The 16,733-nt window shown below is 30.1% G+C and carries 13 protein-coding genes; 11 read left to right on the top strand and 2 right to left on the bottom strand.

Features of this window, described 5'->3' with window-relative positions; translation table 11 throughout:
• Positions 1–166: 166 nt before the first annotated feature.
• Positions 167–1,087 (bottom strand): IS256 family transposase, variant Zn-binding type, encoded by a 921-nt coding sequence (locus EMTOL_RS20820; RefSeq protein ID WP_041694377.1) that lies wholly within the window; start codon positions 1,085–1,087, stop codon positions 167–169.
• Positions 1,088–1,282: 195 nt separating this feature from the next.
• On the opposite strand from EMTOL_RS20820, the gene EMTOL_RS20825 reads away from it, so the two are divergent.
• Complete coding sequence (locus EMTOL_RS20825; protein ID WP_305953321.1) at positions 1,283–3,406, top strand: lantibiotic dehydratase; 2,124 nt, start codon at positions 1,283–1,285, stop codon at positions 3,404–3,406.
• Here EMTOL_RS20825 and EMTOL_RS20830 read toward each other — a convergent pair.
• On the bottom strand, positions 3,384–4,373 hold the full coding sequence (locus tag EMTOL_RS20830) for a hypothetical protein (protein ID WP_015031147.1): 990 nt from the start codon (positions 4,371–4,373) through the stop codon (positions 3,384–3,386). The two genes, EMTOL_RS20825 and EMTOL_RS20830, sit on opposite strands and share 23 nt — an antisense overlap.
• Before the next feature lie 224 nt (positions 4,374–4,597).
• Between EMTOL_RS20830 and EMTOL_RS20835 the strand changes: the two genes are divergently transcribed.
• From EMTOL_RS20835 to EMTOL_RS22045, 10 genes are all read left to right on the top strand, one after another.
• The gene (locus tag EMTOL_RS20835) at positions 4,598–5,707 is read left to right on the top strand and encodes a sensor histidine kinase (RefSeq protein WP_015031148.1); all 1,110 of its coding nucleotides are present in this window, start codon (positions 4,598–4,600) and stop codon (positions 5,705–5,707) included.
• A gap of 4 nt (positions 5,708–5,711) precedes the next feature.
• Entirely contained in the window at positions 5,712–6,458 is a 747-nt protein-coding gene (locus EMTOL_RS20840; protein WP_015031149.1) for a LytR/AlgR family response regulator transcription factor, read from the top strand.
• 399 nt (positions 6,459–6,857) lie between these two features.
• Entirely contained in the window at positions 6,858–8,489 is a 1,632-nt protein-coding gene (locus EMTOL_RS22035) for a DUF6734 family protein (protein WP_015031150.1), read from the top strand.
• A gap of 30 nt (positions 8,490–8,519) precedes the next feature.
• On the top strand, positions 8,520–10,133 hold the full coding sequence (locus tag EMTOL_RS20850; RefSeq protein WP_015031151.1) for a vitamin K epoxide reductase family protein: 1,614 nt from the start codon (positions 8,520–8,522) through the stop codon (positions 10,131–10,133).
• A gap of 74 nt (positions 10,134–10,207) precedes the next feature.
• Positions 10,208–10,399: a hypothetical protein gene (locus EMTOL_RS20855; protein WP_015031152.1), complete on the top strand. Its 192-nt coding sequence runs from the start codon at positions 10,208–10,210 to the stop codon at positions 10,397–10,399.
• Between the two features lie 86 nt (positions 10,400–10,485).
• Positions 10,486–11,598, top strand: coding sequence for a TlpA family protein disulfide reductase (locus EMTOL_RS22040; RefSeq protein WP_015031153.1), 1,113 nt, complete (start codon positions 10,486–10,488; stop codon positions 11,596–11,598).
• A gap of 148 nt (positions 11,599–11,746) precedes the next feature.
• Entirely contained in the window at positions 11,747–12,022 is a 276-nt protein-coding gene (locus EMTOL_RS20865) for a hypothetical protein (protein WP_015031154.1), read from the top strand.
• 1,311 nt (positions 12,023–13,333) lie between these two features.
• Positions 13,334–14,950: a vitamin K epoxide reductase family protein gene (locus tag EMTOL_RS20875; RefSeq protein ID WP_015031156.1), complete on the top strand. Its 1,617-nt coding sequence runs from the start codon at positions 13,334–13,336 to the stop codon at positions 14,948–14,950.
• 85 nt (positions 14,951–15,035) lie between these two features.
• Entirely contained in the window at positions 15,036–15,173 is a 138-nt protein-coding gene (locus EMTOL_RS20880; RefSeq protein ID WP_305953322.1) for a hypothetical protein, read from the top strand.
• 383 nt (positions 15,174–15,556) lie between these two features.
• Positions 15,557–16,684, top strand: a complete 1,128-nt coding sequence (locus EMTOL_RS22045) for a TlpA family protein disulfide reductase (RefSeq protein ID WP_015031159.1) — start codon at positions 15,557–15,559, stop codon at positions 16,682–16,684.
• Positions 16,685–16,733 lie beyond the last annotated feature (49 nt).

The raw sequence follows: 16,733 nt of genomic DNA on the forward strand, positions 1-16,733 counted from the left end.
GGAAATTTGTAAAAAAAGTATTAATATTCGCTGCCAGTTTGAAGAGGACATTTGCTCTGGTGGAGACCAACAAATCAGCAATAAAATTGGCCAATACACGACAGAATGTAGCTCTCATCAGGGCTACATTTTTTGTTCTGTCGGCATTGCTTATGGCTAAAAAAACTCACTTTTCGTTAGAGAAATAGATATACCACTTGATGAAATTTTTTCGATGCTCCGTCGTCAAACCTCTATGAATATCCAAATGATTTTTGAGATGAGAAAAGAAACCTTCAATGCCGTTAGTAGTTTTAGGAATAGCTTCATCATCCAGAAAATGGAACATGTTGGGAATAGCTGATTTGATGTAGATGAACGTTCTCCTTAACAATTTATGTGTGTACCAATATCGGTCTGTTTCTGAGTTAAAAGATTTTTGTTGATAATAGGATTTATGAGCTATCTCCCACTGCTTGAACTGTCTCAGCCAAGCAATTTTGTCGTTATGAGTCGATATTTTACTAATCAATAGTACGATTTTTCGAAGTTCTTTAGCTGATGTATGTTTAGGACTATTGGTAAGCCAAATGAGGCTCTGACGCTGAATATGTACCAAACAACGCTGGATTTTAGTTTCAGTCAATACCTCTCTAATCGCTCTAAGTGTCCCTTTTTGCCCATCTACTGTCATACTTTCAATCTTTAAACCTAATCGTAATAGATTCTGTAAATCCTCCTTGATTTCTTCATATCTTTCCTCATCACTAAACCTGATAAGTTGAGTATAGTTACTATGATGGTCTTGATAACTAATCAGACAAAACTGCTTGAAGTATGTCCCATCCATCCGCATATGAAGCACTCGATTATTTTGGATTTTTAGCACAGGGGCTTGGGCTAAAAACTCATAGAATAAGGTTTGAAGTGTTCGTTGGCTATAACTGCTCTCCCTACTTAAAACCTTTAATGTTTGGCGTTCTAATACCCATTTCTTAAACCAAATAAAACGATTCTTTTGGCGGACATCCTTGCGTTGTTCACAATAAAAAATCTCGCAATTTTTACACTTGTATCGCTGTTTGCCTGCCTGTTTACCCCATTTGATACTCGACTGAAATCCACAAGCCCAGCATCGCTTTTTTTTCTATTTTCATGAAATAAAAAATGATTGATGAAACTAATTTCATCAATCATTCAAAAACTACAAGGTAAGTCGCTGATTATTAATTCTTTACAATTGATTTTTGTGCATTTTACCAACTATTTTTTGCTAATATACCATTTTTTAGATTCAATCGTATTGAAGCAAAAACAAGTTGCTGGCATTGTATTAAATGGTATTGAAATTTTAAGTAAACTATCTTCAGAACAAGATGATACGCTCAGAGCGTTCAAAGATGCTTTTTCTGAAAAGTACGATAGACAATTTGTTCCTCTTGGAGAAGTATTAGATTCAGAATTTGGTATTGGTTTCCCTCAATTGAAAATGTTCGGCACGGTGGAATCATCTCAAATTATCAATCAGATAGACTATAAATCCGAAGGTAGAAGTAGGTCTAACCTTAATACCAATGTAGAAAAACTTTGGGTATCAAAATATGAGCAAGCCATAAGAAATAATGCTTGTGAAATTGAAATTACAGATGAAGACGTGATTCATTTTTCTTCAAAAGTTTCTAAAATGTCTCCTACTTTTTCCGTAATTACCTCGAATGTGAATATTTCTGATAAGGAATATATCATTTTAACCGAAGTTGGATGCAGCACAGGCATAAATCTTTTAGGTCGTTTTTGCTTTGCAAATCCCGAAATAAAATCATTAGCAATGAATATTGCACAGAAAGAGAAGGAGTATTATAAAAATACAATAATAGCAGAAGTAGTTCATCTACCCGAAAAACGTGTAGGGAATATATTATCCAGGCCAAGTTTTTTTGATTACGAAATAGATTATTTATCAGGCTCTTGTATTGAGCCAAGCAAACAAATCACCATCACAGATTTGTCAGTTGGGGTAATAGATGATGAAATAATCTTATTTTCAACAAAATTTAACAGAAGAGTTATTCCGAGACTTTCAAATGCTCATAACTTTAGTAATGACTCATTGCCTGTGTACAATTTCTTATGTTCGGTACAACATCAAGGAATTAAAAGTCTATTTATAGAAATGGGTGATTGGGAAAAGTATGTTACTTATACGCCAAGAATAAGATATAAAAATGTCATTTTGAGGTTAGCAAAATGGGTTTTATATAAAAGTCATTCAGAAATGATTAAAAAAGAGTCATTGGTAATGTTTTGCAAAAATTGGAAAATTCCGAAGTATGTATCAATAACGGACGGCGACAACGAGTTAGTGATAGATACGCTTTCAAATATTGGGATAGATTTGCTTTTAGATAATTTGAAAAATAATGAAAAAACTATATTAACAGAATGGTTACATTTTTCGGATAAACCGACCTTGACAAAATTGGGAGAACCATTTGTCAATCAAACTATATTCGCCTTCTACAAAACAGTAGAAGGACCTAAATCTGCCTATATTTCAACTTCAAATATTAAGAAACAATTCATTCCAGGTTCCGAATGGTTATACATAAAAATATATTGTGGAACTCAGATGGCAGACTTGCTATTATTAAAGATAACTGAGATAATAACAGATTGGGTAGGTCAGCGAATAGAAAAATGGTTTTTCGTCAGATTCAATGACCCACACCATCACTTACGAATTCGTTTTTTTGTAAATAATGAGCAAGACCGTGCAGCACTTATTGAGAAAATAAACCAAAAATTGGAATCAATAAAAGACTACCTGCCATTTTGGAAGGTTCAGCATGACAGCTATGAAAGAGAATTGGGACGATATGGTATTGAAAACATAGAATTATCAGAAACACTATTTTTTATAGATAGTAGTATTTATTCAGAAATTTTAGTAAAATTAGGTTCATTTGATGACTCTTCAAGATGGTATCTTGGTATTTATCACGTACATAATTGGCTGGACTTATTCGGCTACAAATTAGACGATAAACTATTATTAGTGGAAAAATTAAGAGAAAGCTTTGCAAATGAATTTATAAACGATAGTTCACTCAAAGAAAAATTAAGTAGTTTATATCGAACGGAAAGAACGATAATTGATAAAATAGCATCAGGAGAGGGTGATATGTTGTTCTCATATAGACCCATCAAATCGGTATTTAAAAAATATCGGTCTGTATTGAATAAATCAAAGTGGTTTGAAAGAATCAAAAAAAGTGATGATTTAGTAGCGAGTTATTTGCATATGAGCATTAATCGCTGGCATATTTCCAATCAACGATTAAACGAGTATATTATTTACGACGTATTATTTCGCAGTTATCGGTCTCTTACAAAGCGAAATAGTATCAATGTAAAAGCAAAAGATTAAACCAATCAGTGGTGTTTTTTTCTATTGAATAATTCACGAGATTTAAACCCAAATAACCATCCATAATAGAGGTAACTTGATTTGTTTTTATATTCGGGACAAGAATATTGGCTTCTTTAAGCCAGTAACTTGCAACTTGTAAATACTTTGGATTTCTATACATTGACCCAAAGTAATGATATAACATTGCATTTCCAGTATAACCCGAAATAATAGAAATTCCATTATTATCCAATAGTTCTTTTTTTTGAATGAGAGAAAAAGATAAAATTCTTAATGCCCAACCTGTATATGATTTGTCCAAACATTTACCCAATCTAAAAAAAAGGAGAGCCAAAGCAAGATTACCAGTATCCCATGATAAATTGTTTGTCATAATAATTTCATTCGTGTTTCGGTCGTACTTATCTGGAAAAAAATTCAAAAATTCGCTATTAGTATAAACATCCATTTTTACTTTAACTATGGACTCTATTATATTATCAAGAACAGACAATATTTGCTTATTTCCCGTTCTTTCAAATGCCAAACAAAGACATATAGTAATACCAACAATACCATTTTTGATACTTAAATTGAGCGGTTCTTCTTGATAGAAAGCATAAAATTTTTGAATTATTTTTTCTGTTAATATTTCTATTGCTTTAATGGTTTCATTTGGAGGTAATGAAAAAAAATAGTTAATCGACATTGAAGCACCGTTCCAATAATGAATAGCATTCCGCTCGGACAGTTCAATACCTTTTTGAAGTATAATGTCATTAACTCTTTTAAAGAATGTTTTATCCGATTTTTTTTTGAGATAAAACCCAATCAAAGTATAATGCCAAAGTTCTAATTCATTATCATACTTCGTCAAAGATTCTTTTGAAATAGAATCAAAATTAGTGGCGTTATTCATAATAACTTCGCAAAAATTATTCTCAATTTGAATTGATTTTGCGAAATTATCATAAATTTGAGTCATAAAAGAAGATGTATTAACGATTGTTTATCATAACTGTTGTTGGAATAGTAACACTCGTTTTGCCATTTGTTGATAATGATTTAAAAAATGATACGGTTGTTTTAGTTAATCTTAATGATGTTTGTGTCTTTTTCATTAGTCATAATTGTTTATGTTTACAGACCAAAGTTGTTGTCTGCAAAAACTAAAAAGAAAAAGATTATATATTCTAAACTATTGCCGATATGAATCTTGCGAATAACATTAAACTAAGAGAAAAGGGCATCCTGTTAAACTGGTGGATACACGGTCTTTTTTGGAATACTTATGTATTTATCGCTTTTAATGCTTATTTAATTGAACCCAAGAACATAAGTACTGTTGATAGATTTATTGATGTTTATGTACATAACCTTTTGGCTATTTCTGTATGCTTCTACTTACAATTCTTCCTTTTGTTAAGATTGAGGGGGGGGTGGAAGTTAACAAGCTTCATTCTAATTTTTATTGTTTTTACAATACTCAGGATTATTATTAATGATGTATTATGGCGTTGGGGAGTAACTGCTTCAAGTTCAAAAAGCACTACAACCTATTTAGATGGATTTATTATATATTTTTTTTTTGGTGGAATGGGGACAGGATTTTATTTTGCCATAAATACAATAAAAAAACAAGAAGTGATTTTTCTGTTAGAAAAAGATAAGTACAATAATGAAATTAAGCTTCATGAGGAAAAAATTCGTAATCAACAACTTCAAATAGAAGGCCAAAAATCAGAAATGTCAAGGTTGAATGCTCAAATTAACCCTCATTTCTTGTTTAATACATTGAATTTTTTTTATTCAGAGGTTCGAACATTACACCCCAAAATTTCAGAGTCAATTCTTTTATTATCTGATATTATGAGATACTCATTAATTGAAAATCATAATGCAGATTTAGTACCTGTTGAAGGTGAAATTAACCATATAAAGAACTATATAGATTTACAAAAAAACAGATATAATGATATTATGAATCTTTCACTTAACATTGTAGGTGGTAGCAACTGCAAAAATAAAACAATTCCGCCTATGATACTTCTAACGCTGATTGAAAACTGTTTTAAATATGGAGACTTGTTTGATAGTAATGAATCCTGCCAAATAAACATCATATTAGAAGAAGACCGATTTTTATATCAATCTGTCAATAAGGTCCAACACCAAACTTCATATTTGCCTTCTACGGAAATTGGACAAAGTAATATAAAAGCAAGGCTTAAAATGATTTATGGAGAAGAAAATTTTCAATTCAAAACAGATGTGAAAAATAATCGATACTATTGTAATTTAAGTATAAACTACTATTAATGCTATGCTAAGATGTTTTATAGTGGATGATGAACCACCAGCAATTAACCTACTTACACAATATATTAATGAAACCCCATTTTTACAGCTAATTGGTTCAGCCACCGACCCAACTCAAGCCCTAAATGAAATTAAATTTTTAGAAATAGATATACTATTTTTAGATATACAAATGCCAAAAATAACAGGATTTGAGTTAATAGAAATCTTAAAACCCAAATGTTCGGTCATTATGACCACTGCATTTACAGAATATGCTGTTTCTGGGTATGAGTACCAAGTTTCTGATTATTTAGTGAAGCCTATTCGATATGAAAGATTTTTGAAGGCTGTAACAAAAATATTAAATGAATTTCCTAAAGTGGCATCAAATATCAAAGCCAATGAAGATGAATTCCTTTTTGTAAAAACCGAGCATCGTGGTAAATTCAAGAAGATTGAGTTTAGTGATATAAAATATGTGGAAGGCTTACAGAATTATATACGTATTTATCTCAAAAGTCAAGAAAGTGCAGTAATTACGTATATAAGGATAGGTGAAATTATGGAAAAGCTACCCTTAAGTAAATTCGTTAGGGTTCATAAATCCTATATTGTAGCATTAGATGAAATAGAAGCACTGGATGGAAATGAAATATTTTTAAAAACAATGTCGAGAATACCCGCAGGAGGTGTTTATAAGTCCGAACTCCTTGAAAAATTTAAAGACTCCTTCATAATTGGTAATCAGAAAAAGGGAGGTTTGAAATAACCCCCCTTTCATTTTGACAATAAAAAATTCCCTATTTTTTCAAAAAAATTGAAATGTACTGGCCCCAATCTACACCATCCACATCATATATTCGGAGCCTTTCTTCAAGACTTAATCTCTTTGTATAATTTTGAAGTAGCTTGAAATTTACTTTTCTACTTGTTGATTTTATTTCATAAACCTAAGCTACAAAATCAATTTTTTATTCTCATAAACCCATTTTAGTATAGGTAAAATTAGCATTTGTATAATTATATTGTTGTTTTTACGCTTTTAATCTAAATTCAATTCAAAACAAACAGTCAATTGATATAACAGAGCTTTTATTAAGTATTAAATTACTAAAGAAGTTTTTTTACTGAATAACAACCTTATCTTCATTAATATGATTAGCGTAAAATGAAAATAATTCAAACGTTGTATGCTAATAATAATTTAACTCCTATTTCAAATAGGTTTGGTTGGCTTAGACCTGAATTTCATTTAATGAGTTGGGCTCTAAGTTGTTTACAAATTAAGAAATTTCATAAAGAAGTTCATTTATATGCAAATACTTCTGGAGCAGATTTACTTGTAAATCAACTCAAATTACCCTATGACTCTGTCAATATCTCACATGATGACTTGGTATTAGCGAATGAAAATTTATGGGCTTTACCAAAAATATTTACATATTCATTACAAAAAGAACCTTTTTTGCATATTGATGGAGATGTCTTCCTTTTTGAAGCTTTACCCAAAAAACTTTTAAGAAATAGTTTAATTGCACAAAATATTGAAAAGGCTACAAAATTTTATCAAACAACTCAAAGTGAGTTAATGTCAAATTTTGAATATTTCCCCGATTGTGTCAGAAAAGACTTATACAGTGAAAAACCAATCAATGCAGTCAATGCTGGCATTTTAGGTGGTCAAAATTTTCTTTTTTTTCAGAAATATACAAAATTAGCATTTTCATACATAGATAATAATGTGGATTATTTGTCAAAAATAAATGTAAACAAGTTCAATGTTTTTTTTGAACAACATTTATTTTATTCATTAGCAGTTCAGGAGAAAATCCCAATCAGTGTTTTGTTCAATGAAAAAATTAATGATAATGAGTACGAAGGTTTCGGAAATTTCCATGAAGTGCCATTCAAAAAACATTATTTGCACCTTTTAGGAACTTATAAAAGCCATCTCCATACATGTATACAAATGGCGAATAAACTTCGACAGTTATACCCTAATTATTATTACCAAATTATTGCATTATGCAAACAAAATGACATTCAGCTTTTAACCAACTTTTATGCTGAAAATAATTTATTGACATTGCCAGATTACCAAAAACTCCATAAAAGAGCTAAGAGTATCTATAAAAAATCTAAGTTTTTAACTAAAAACAGGCAAAAAAGTAAACATATAGAAGTATTTGAAGAGTTATACAATATTGAAAAAATCATAACATTAAAGAATATTATAAATCAGATTGATTACACAGATAAGCCATTTACAAAAAATGAATTAGAAGCTGATTTTCAACTATTCGCTGAAAATATTGCAGTAACTTTAAAGAGATATATACCTAATGAGTTATTATATGGTAGAGATATAGAAGCAACAAACTGGTATTCTTTAATATTTGAACATGAGGAAAATATTAAAGAAGTTCAAATTATCAAGTGCAATGAGCCTACGATTATTACTTCTGATTACGATTGGGCAACTATCTTGAACAAGTTTTTGCTATCAAATATAAGAATAAGGTATTACGAATCTTTTGAAATTTCAAAAGGCAATTTTAATAGCTTGATAGTTCCCGAAGTCTACACTGAAAAGTTTTCTTTATATGATTTGGAAGATATAGACGTGATAATTTTACAAATTTTGACAAAACCAATGCCAATTAAAGATTTATTCATTGAAATACAAGAATATTTTGACGCTGATGTTATCGAGAACTATGCTCAAAAAGTATTCGATTTTTTAATTGTTTTGCTAAAGCAATTGGTTCTGAAAAAGGCAATAATGCCTGTAAATCTATAATTCACCTTTGACAAATAAAAAACTAAACTTATGGCTTACTCTTTCAATACAGAATTAAAATCAATTGCTGCAAAATACATAGAATTATTGCATGGAAAAGTTACAGTTGGTACGATAAAAAAGGACATTGAAGAAAACCCCTACTATCCAAGTCTGTTGGCATTAAGTGATACTTTTGGTAGGTATAATATTACAAATGAGGCGTTTAAAGTTCCGTCTAAAGATTTTGATAAACTCGCAACAGATACGCCATTCGTAGCTTTTACGAAAATACCTAATATTGGAACTGACTTTGTGTTAGTAACTAAAATTTCTGAACAAGCGATAAGTTATTTTCATAAAAATAGAAAAGTTGAAACAGTTCCAAAAGAAATTTTTTTAGAGGGATATAAAGATGTTATATGGAAAGCACAACTAAACGAACAAAGTGGTGATGCTGATTATGAAAGAAAGTATAGAGTTGAAAAAAATGAACAAAACAAAAAAATAGCATGGATTTTTACTACCATAGTAGGCTTTTTGTTAATTGTTGGGGCAAATATTAGCCATGAAAATACTTTTTCGATAGTCAGTATTACATTTTTGAAAATTATTGGTATTATCACTTCATGTTTACTACTTGCTTATGAAGTAGATAAAAACAATCCGTTTGTCAAAAATATTTGCTCCATAGGTGGACAATCAAATTGTGATGCGGTTTTGAGTAGTAAAGCTGCAAAAATAGGTGGTATCAGTTGGGGAGAAATCGGTTTTTTCTATTTTATTGCAACTACTTTGGGGCTATTAATACCTAATTTATCATATGAAATAAAAGCAACATGTGTGACTGTGGCCAATATTTTTGCAGTACCTTATATTTTCTTTAGTATCTATTATCAGTGGCGTGTAATAAAACAATGGTGCCCTTTATGTTTAACTATTCAGTTTGTATTAGCTTCCGAATTGATTTGGAGTGTCTTTACGGTTTGGCAATATCCTTTCATAAATATTTTGCAACTCCCAATATTACTCACCATACTATTTTGTGTATTAATACCTGTCATTTCGTGGTATGCTTTAAAATCTATTATAACTAAAGCCAAAGACCATGATTTATATTTATCTGCCTATAAAAGATTACAATATAATCCTGATATTTTTAAAAGTTTACTTCAACAACAAGCACAAGTACCTGATGGTTGGCAAGACTTAGGTATTGATATTGGCAACCCTTATGCACAAAACACAATCATAAAAATATGTAACCCTTATTGTGGACCTTGTCAAAAGAGCCATGTAGAATTGGGACATATCATAAAAGAAAATAAAAACATTAAAGTGAAAATAATTTATATGGCTAGAAATAATGAATTTGATAAAGGCCGTTTTGTGGTCAAACATTTGTTAGCAATTGCAAAAAAAGGTGATTTAAATATAACACATTTGGCTCTTGATGATTGGTATTTAAATGCTGAAAAAGATTACGATTTATTTGCCAATAAATATCCAATAGGTGGGGATAGTTTAAAAAAACAAGAAAAAGAGTTAGACACCATGAGTCAATGGTGTGACATTACAGATGTTACCTATACACCAACGATATTCGTTAATGGTTTTAGATTACCTGAAAACTATAAGACTGAAGAACTAAAATATATTTTATAAAAATATTCTTGCAAGGAAACAGGGTAGCCGAAAACTGTAGATAGAGTAGGTACAAAAATAAACCATATGTTAAAATGAAAATGAATTTTGAAGATATCACTGGTGTTTTAAACCGTGATGAAATGAAAAAAATTATGGCTGGTTCGGGGACCTCTTGTTCAACAAAATGTACGCCTCGAAATGCTACAGGTCCAATCGGTTGTTATCCATCTAATGGAACATCTGGCACCTGTAGATGTTTAGATGCTGATAAAAGTTGTTCCTAAATAGTTTTTAGAATGTTATTTTTGATTGAGTTATACATCGAAAATAGCATTCTAATTAATGCTGAAAAAATATAAACACTAAAAAAATGAATGCTAAATTTTGTTGTCTCCTTTTTGTGGTACTACTATCAATTCGCTTTGAGGTAAACGCTCAAAAGAAATTTACTTTAAAACTACAATTCTCTAAATATATTGATAATACGAGTATTCAAGTAAAATATGATAATGGAAGAGATGAAATTAACATTCACCCTGTTATAAAAAATAATTCTATCGTAATAACCGATATCTTTTATTCTAAATATGCTACAATATTAATTAGTTACTCATATGGAAACTATAACTACAATAATAGTTTTTGGGTCTCTAATAAACCTGCGACAATCAATTTTTTGAATAACTCAAAGGATGAACCATTCAAAAAATACAAATTAACAAATGCATATGATATTAAATATATGGGAGAAGAAAAATTCTCAAAGTTTATGGCTGTTGAAGATAAGGATTTTTTTGATTTTATTACTAAAAATGGAGCTAATATGAATGATTCATTAGTTCAAATTGCTTTCAAAAAAGGGGCAATACGTAGTAAAAGAAAATTAGAATTTGTAAAAGAAAATGGCTATTTATATTATGCATTTTGGCTTTTTAGAAAAGAAGTTGCATTTTGTGATACAAGCATAACTACTTTGATGGATGTGTATGATAAAACTTTTTCTAATAGTTTCAAAAAAAGTATTGAGGGAACTGAAATAACAAAAATATTAAATGGAAGAGCTTTAAAAAAGGATTCTCAAGCTCCAACCTTCATAACTAAGGACGTAACAGGCAAAATTATATCATTAGATAACTATAAGAATAAGTTTGTATTACTCACTTTTTGGGCTTCTTGGTGCGGTCCTTGTGTGGAAGAAATGCCTGCCATTAATGCAATGAGAGAAAATTATTCTTTGGATAAATTTGAAATTATTTCTGTTACACTTGATGATGATTTGACAAAGTTCAAAGAGGCTGCTGTGAAATATAATATGAATTGGAAACATATTTTTGGTGATAAAGATTTAGTTAAGAAATATGGAGTTATTGGTATCCCAGAGATATATTTGATTGATAAATCAGGTAAAATAATTTATAAAAGAGAAGAAGAAAAGGATTACAAATTGGAATATTTGACCAAATTAGTAGCCGAAAAACTTTAGAAAATGCTGATTCTCGACTCCATATGGAAAACTATTCCTTGGAGGAAGTTTAAAACAAGCAACTGTTAATGTTAAAAAAAATGATGATGATACTGAAATTATAGTTAAAATTGCTCTTATTGAAATATCAGTTCCTGATTTAGTAGATATGTCTGAGATTGTGGTAAACAACGGCGTTGATAATGGAAATAAGGGAGAAGGTATTTCTGAGAAGTTTGTGATTAATGATGATGCTAAAGAATTAACAATATCAGAGGAGGTTATTCCAACAGAAGTGTTTGAATTAAGTAATTATCCTAATCCAATAGAAAGTAATGCCACAACAGTTACAATAAAATTACTAAAAACAGAAGAAATTGAAGTTGAACTGTGTAATTATGATGGTAAAGTTTTAAAGGTGAAGTTAAAAAAGAAGAGGTGTTAGAATTTCAAATTAGAACGGATAAGGTATCTAATGGTATTGGATATATAAGATTGATTACTGTTAAAAAAAATATTGGTGGGTCAAATATTAATCAAAAGATAGTATGAAAAACCATCTGTTTTTTTTCTAATGTATTTCAGTAATATTGGTTTTACAAAAAAATATTACTGAATTTCAGTGAGGGAGTGTTAAAAGTATTCCTCTAACTGATTTTTTTAATAACAGTAATAATAGTGGAAAAATAACTTCCTACATTTCAATTCTTCTTTCTCATAGAATCCAGAAATCTAATTTATATTTAGAAACAGGGGTAAGATTTAATTTTAAAAATTTCAAATTTCAGCAGAATTTAGATACCCTTTCTTATTTCGGAACAATATATTCTCAGCCTAAGTACAGAATTATTTCAGTAACTTTATTATTTAGTTTTCATAAAAAAATAGATGTGAATTTTAGCCCTATTTCTGAAAAGAAAAGCATAATTATTCTTGCAAGGGTCTATCGTTTGATTTTGTAAAGGAATTTTCGATAAGAAATTGAATTGACAGGAAAAGAATTTAGTATTAAAACAATTTTTAAAGATAACTTTTCATTTCAATCAAATACTGGCGTTTCGTTTAATAGTATAGTCTCATATTCTATTTTAAAATTCCAAAACAACAAATATCTTTATTTACTAGGGAGTTATAAATATCCATTTTATAATCAAAATGGGATAGATTTAAATTATGATATAAATGGAAATATTAATAAGTATGAAATCAACAAGGTAAAATTCCAAGAAATTTCATTGGGATTTCGGTTACGTTCTTTTTGAGAAACTTCATTTTTTATTCGCTGATATAGTTTTTATCGTTAAACTGATTTAAAACCGTAATGAAACTATCAGCGGAAGTGTCAATTGCTTTTAAAACAAAAATAGGATTCCATGTATGCTTAATCCAATGATTTAGTACAAAAAAGCCTACGTAAAAACTTACTAATGCAAGCGGTATGAGCAAATCTACTAGCTCTGTTAACCGTCGATATCAATACAGAATCTAAGAAAGTAACTCAAATTTGCAAAGAAGGGCTCGAAAAAAATCACTTTTACACTTGAAAATATGTCTTGCCATGACAATCATTAAAAAAATAGATTTTATTTGTTTGTTCACTTATTCATTTGTCAAAGTTATACTCCCGTCTATTTTTATCAAAAAACCGATTTAGTATAGGTAAAATCAGCATTTATATAGTTTTATTGTTGCTTTAACAATTTTAATACAACTTTTGCACAATTAGAATTTAGACTCTAAATCATTTATCTAAATCATGTTTAGATTTACCCAATCAAAGGATAATGCCGTTGCGGCAACTTACCAATACCTGAAAGCTATTGGTGCAAAAGTAACTGAAGAAACTGTAGAAGAAACCCTCAAAAACCACCCTGATTACCCAAGTCTTTTAGCAGCCAGTGATGCACTTAAGGAGTGGAAAATTGAAAATTTGGCGGCACGCATAACACCCGAACAATTGAGCGAATTACCCACACCATTTTTGACTCATCTGTATGTGGATGGCGGAATATTTGCTTTGGTGAAGTCTGTAAAAAATGATGCCGTTGAGTGGATACACACAAAAGAGGGTTTTAAGAGTGATAAAACTGAGGATTTTTTAAAGAAATGGAATAGTGTAGTTTTAATGGCAGAAGTCAATACCAACTCTGGTGAAAGAAACTTTATTGAAAACAATAAAAAAGAAACTCTCCATAACTTACGGACTCCCACACTCATACTCGGAATTCTATTACTTATTATTAGTTTATTTTATAATAAGTTTAGCACGGATTGGCATTATAATACTTTATTGTTTACAAAGCTTGCGGGTGTTATAGTTAGTTCATTATTGCTTTGGCAGAGTATAGATAAAAATAATCCATTTATTAAAAACCTATGTAAAGCAGGGGGTAAAGTTAACTGTAATGCTATTTTGAGTTCAAATGCTGCACAAGTTACTTCTTGGTTGAGTTGGTCAGAAGTTGGCTTTTTCTATTTTGGAGGTGGATTTATAGCTTTATTAGTAAATCCCAGTTCAATGTTTCTACTTTGGGGGATTGGAGCAACAGCATTATTGTATACGTTTTGGTCACTCTATTATCAAGCATTTGTGGCGAAACAATGGTGTACACTTTGTTTAACTGTACAGGTTCTTTTTTTGGTAGAATTTTTCATAAACATAAATTACATTCCATTATTAACTAAATACTCGCAATTAATGAATGTTAGCGAATTTGTATCTTTCATTTTTGGGGTAAGTATAGTTAGTCTGCTCTGGGTATTTTTAAAACCCATTTTACAAAAAAGTCAGCAAGTTTTACCTTTAAAAAACAATCTCAGACGCTTTAAAAACAATCCTAATCTATTTTTGAGTTTATTACAAGAACAAGTAGAAATGCCCTATGTGCCTACAAATACGATTAATTTTGGTAACCCTAATGCAGAGCATACTCTAACGATGGTAACGAACACATTTTGCCAACCATGTGCCAAAACTCATAAATTAATTGGGGAATTATTAGAAAACAACGAAAATCTGAATTGCAAAGTCGTATTTTTAGCCAGTAATATGGCAGACGACAAACGTGGTATAGTTGCTAAAACCATTCTTTCCTTACCAATCCCACAGCAAGCCGAAGCATTGCACCTTTGGTATGAAAACGAAGAACGAAACATTGAGAAATGGCAAAAGCAATTAGGTGCTGTGATAGAAGATAAACGCATAGAAGATGTCATTAGCCAGCACCAATTATGGTGCGAAATAGCTAAAATTGAAGCAACTCCCACACTTTTTTTAGATGGCTATAAAATGCCAGAATTGTATAGAATAGGTGATTTGAAGGGAGTTTTGAAGTACTTACCAACAACGGATTTGCAAATCAACCATAAATAAATTTTTACAATTAAAGTTTTAACGTTTAACGAAAATGAAAAAAATGATTTTAAACTTTGGAAGTTCACTGCTCTCTAGAGACCAGATGAAGAAAATAAAGGGTGGAAATGATTCAGCAGATGATGCACCGAATAACTGCCGTTCAAATTGTAATAACAATGAGGATTGTGCGAGTGGGGGACCAAATGGCTGCATCATGTGTGCAAGTTTTAAATGTGTGTAGTTTAACTTATATAGTTTATTTAGCCATTCATTCATAAAACTTAAAGGTCCATAGAATAAAAACAATGTAAATTTTATTTTAAAATGAAAAACACAAAACTATTCAATTTTACGTCTAAACTTAGTCGTGATGAAATGAAAAAAATTGCAGGTGGTACTGAAGATGGAAGTGTTGAAGGCAATCCAACTTGTGGAATTGCATGCAGTGGAGGGTGCAGACCATCAAGTGACGGTTGTTCAAAATGTGGTAGTAACGGACTCTGTCAATCATAATTAGCAGTAGTCGATTCTTAAAACTGTAGGTTGGACTTTTTGGCATGACTAATTAGTTCACTTACAGTTTTATAATCAATTTCACGTATTTCGTACTTTTAACTACACAAAATGAAAAATATATTAAAATATTTACTTCTTATCTTTTTCCCATTAAGTATTCAAGCACAAAAGCCTTTCTTAGTAAGAATACAATTTCCCAAAAATATTAATGTTGAAAACATAAGAATTGGTTACGAAAATGGTAATGAAAGGATAAGTTTTCCAACAAAGTTTATTGACAATAAAATTACTGTGTCGGGGACCTATTATTCCAAATATCTAACGCTTTGGATTTACGACGATTTAAAGGATAGTTATGTAAATTGGACTTATTTTTGGATAGATGGGTCAAAAGCTTCTATTTCGTTTACAACGACAGATACTTCCCAAAATATTTTGAAAAAATTTATTCTAAAAAATGCTTTTAGTCTTGACATCGTTGGAAAAAAACATAATTCTTTTGTAAGAACAGAATTAGAACAATATAAGAACTTTTATGAGAAATACTTCAGTCCAAATTATAAAGGGAAGTACACAGATTCTTTGAATAAAGTTTTTAATGGCATATTCTTAAACCTTTGTCTGAAAGATATCTCGTTTATAAAAGCAAATGGAAATCAATATTATGCTTTTGATTATTTCAGAAGAAACCTTGCACCACTCAGAGAAATAAACCCCGATACTTTATTGTCAATTTTCAATACTTCATTCCCAAAATCATATAAAGAGAGTTTTGAGGGAAAAGAGACAGAAATTTTTTTAAAAGGTAAAGTTTTGAAGAAGAATGCAATCGCTCCTATAATCAAAGCTGCTGATTACTACTCAAAAGAAGAATTATCGCTCATAAATAAAAAATATACACTATTAGTTTTTTGGGCTTCTTGGTGCAAGCCTTGCATAGCCGAAATTCCTAAGATTAAAGAATTACATAAATTTTATCAGACTGATAACTTAAAAATAATTTATGTAACGCTTGATGAAGACTCAACAAAGTTTTTGCAAGCGGTAAAGAAGTATGATTTAAGTTGGAATCATGTTTATGGAGATAAAAAATTCATTAAGAGTTTTGGTGTGCTTGGTATTCCACAAATATTTCTTATTGATAGTTTAGGAAAAATAGCTTATTCAAGAGAGGAAGAGAAAGACTTTAAGTCTGAATTACCAATTCTTGAAGCAATTTTAGAAGAAAAACTGTAAGTTACCTTTTACAAACAATGGATTTGCAAATCAATCATAAATAAATCTT

It is taken from the genome of Emticicia oligotrophica DSM 17448, from assembly GCF_000263195.1.
GTDB classification, from domain to species: Bacteria; Bacteroidota; Bacteroidia; order Cytophagales; family Spirosomataceae; genus Emticicia; species Emticicia oligotrophica.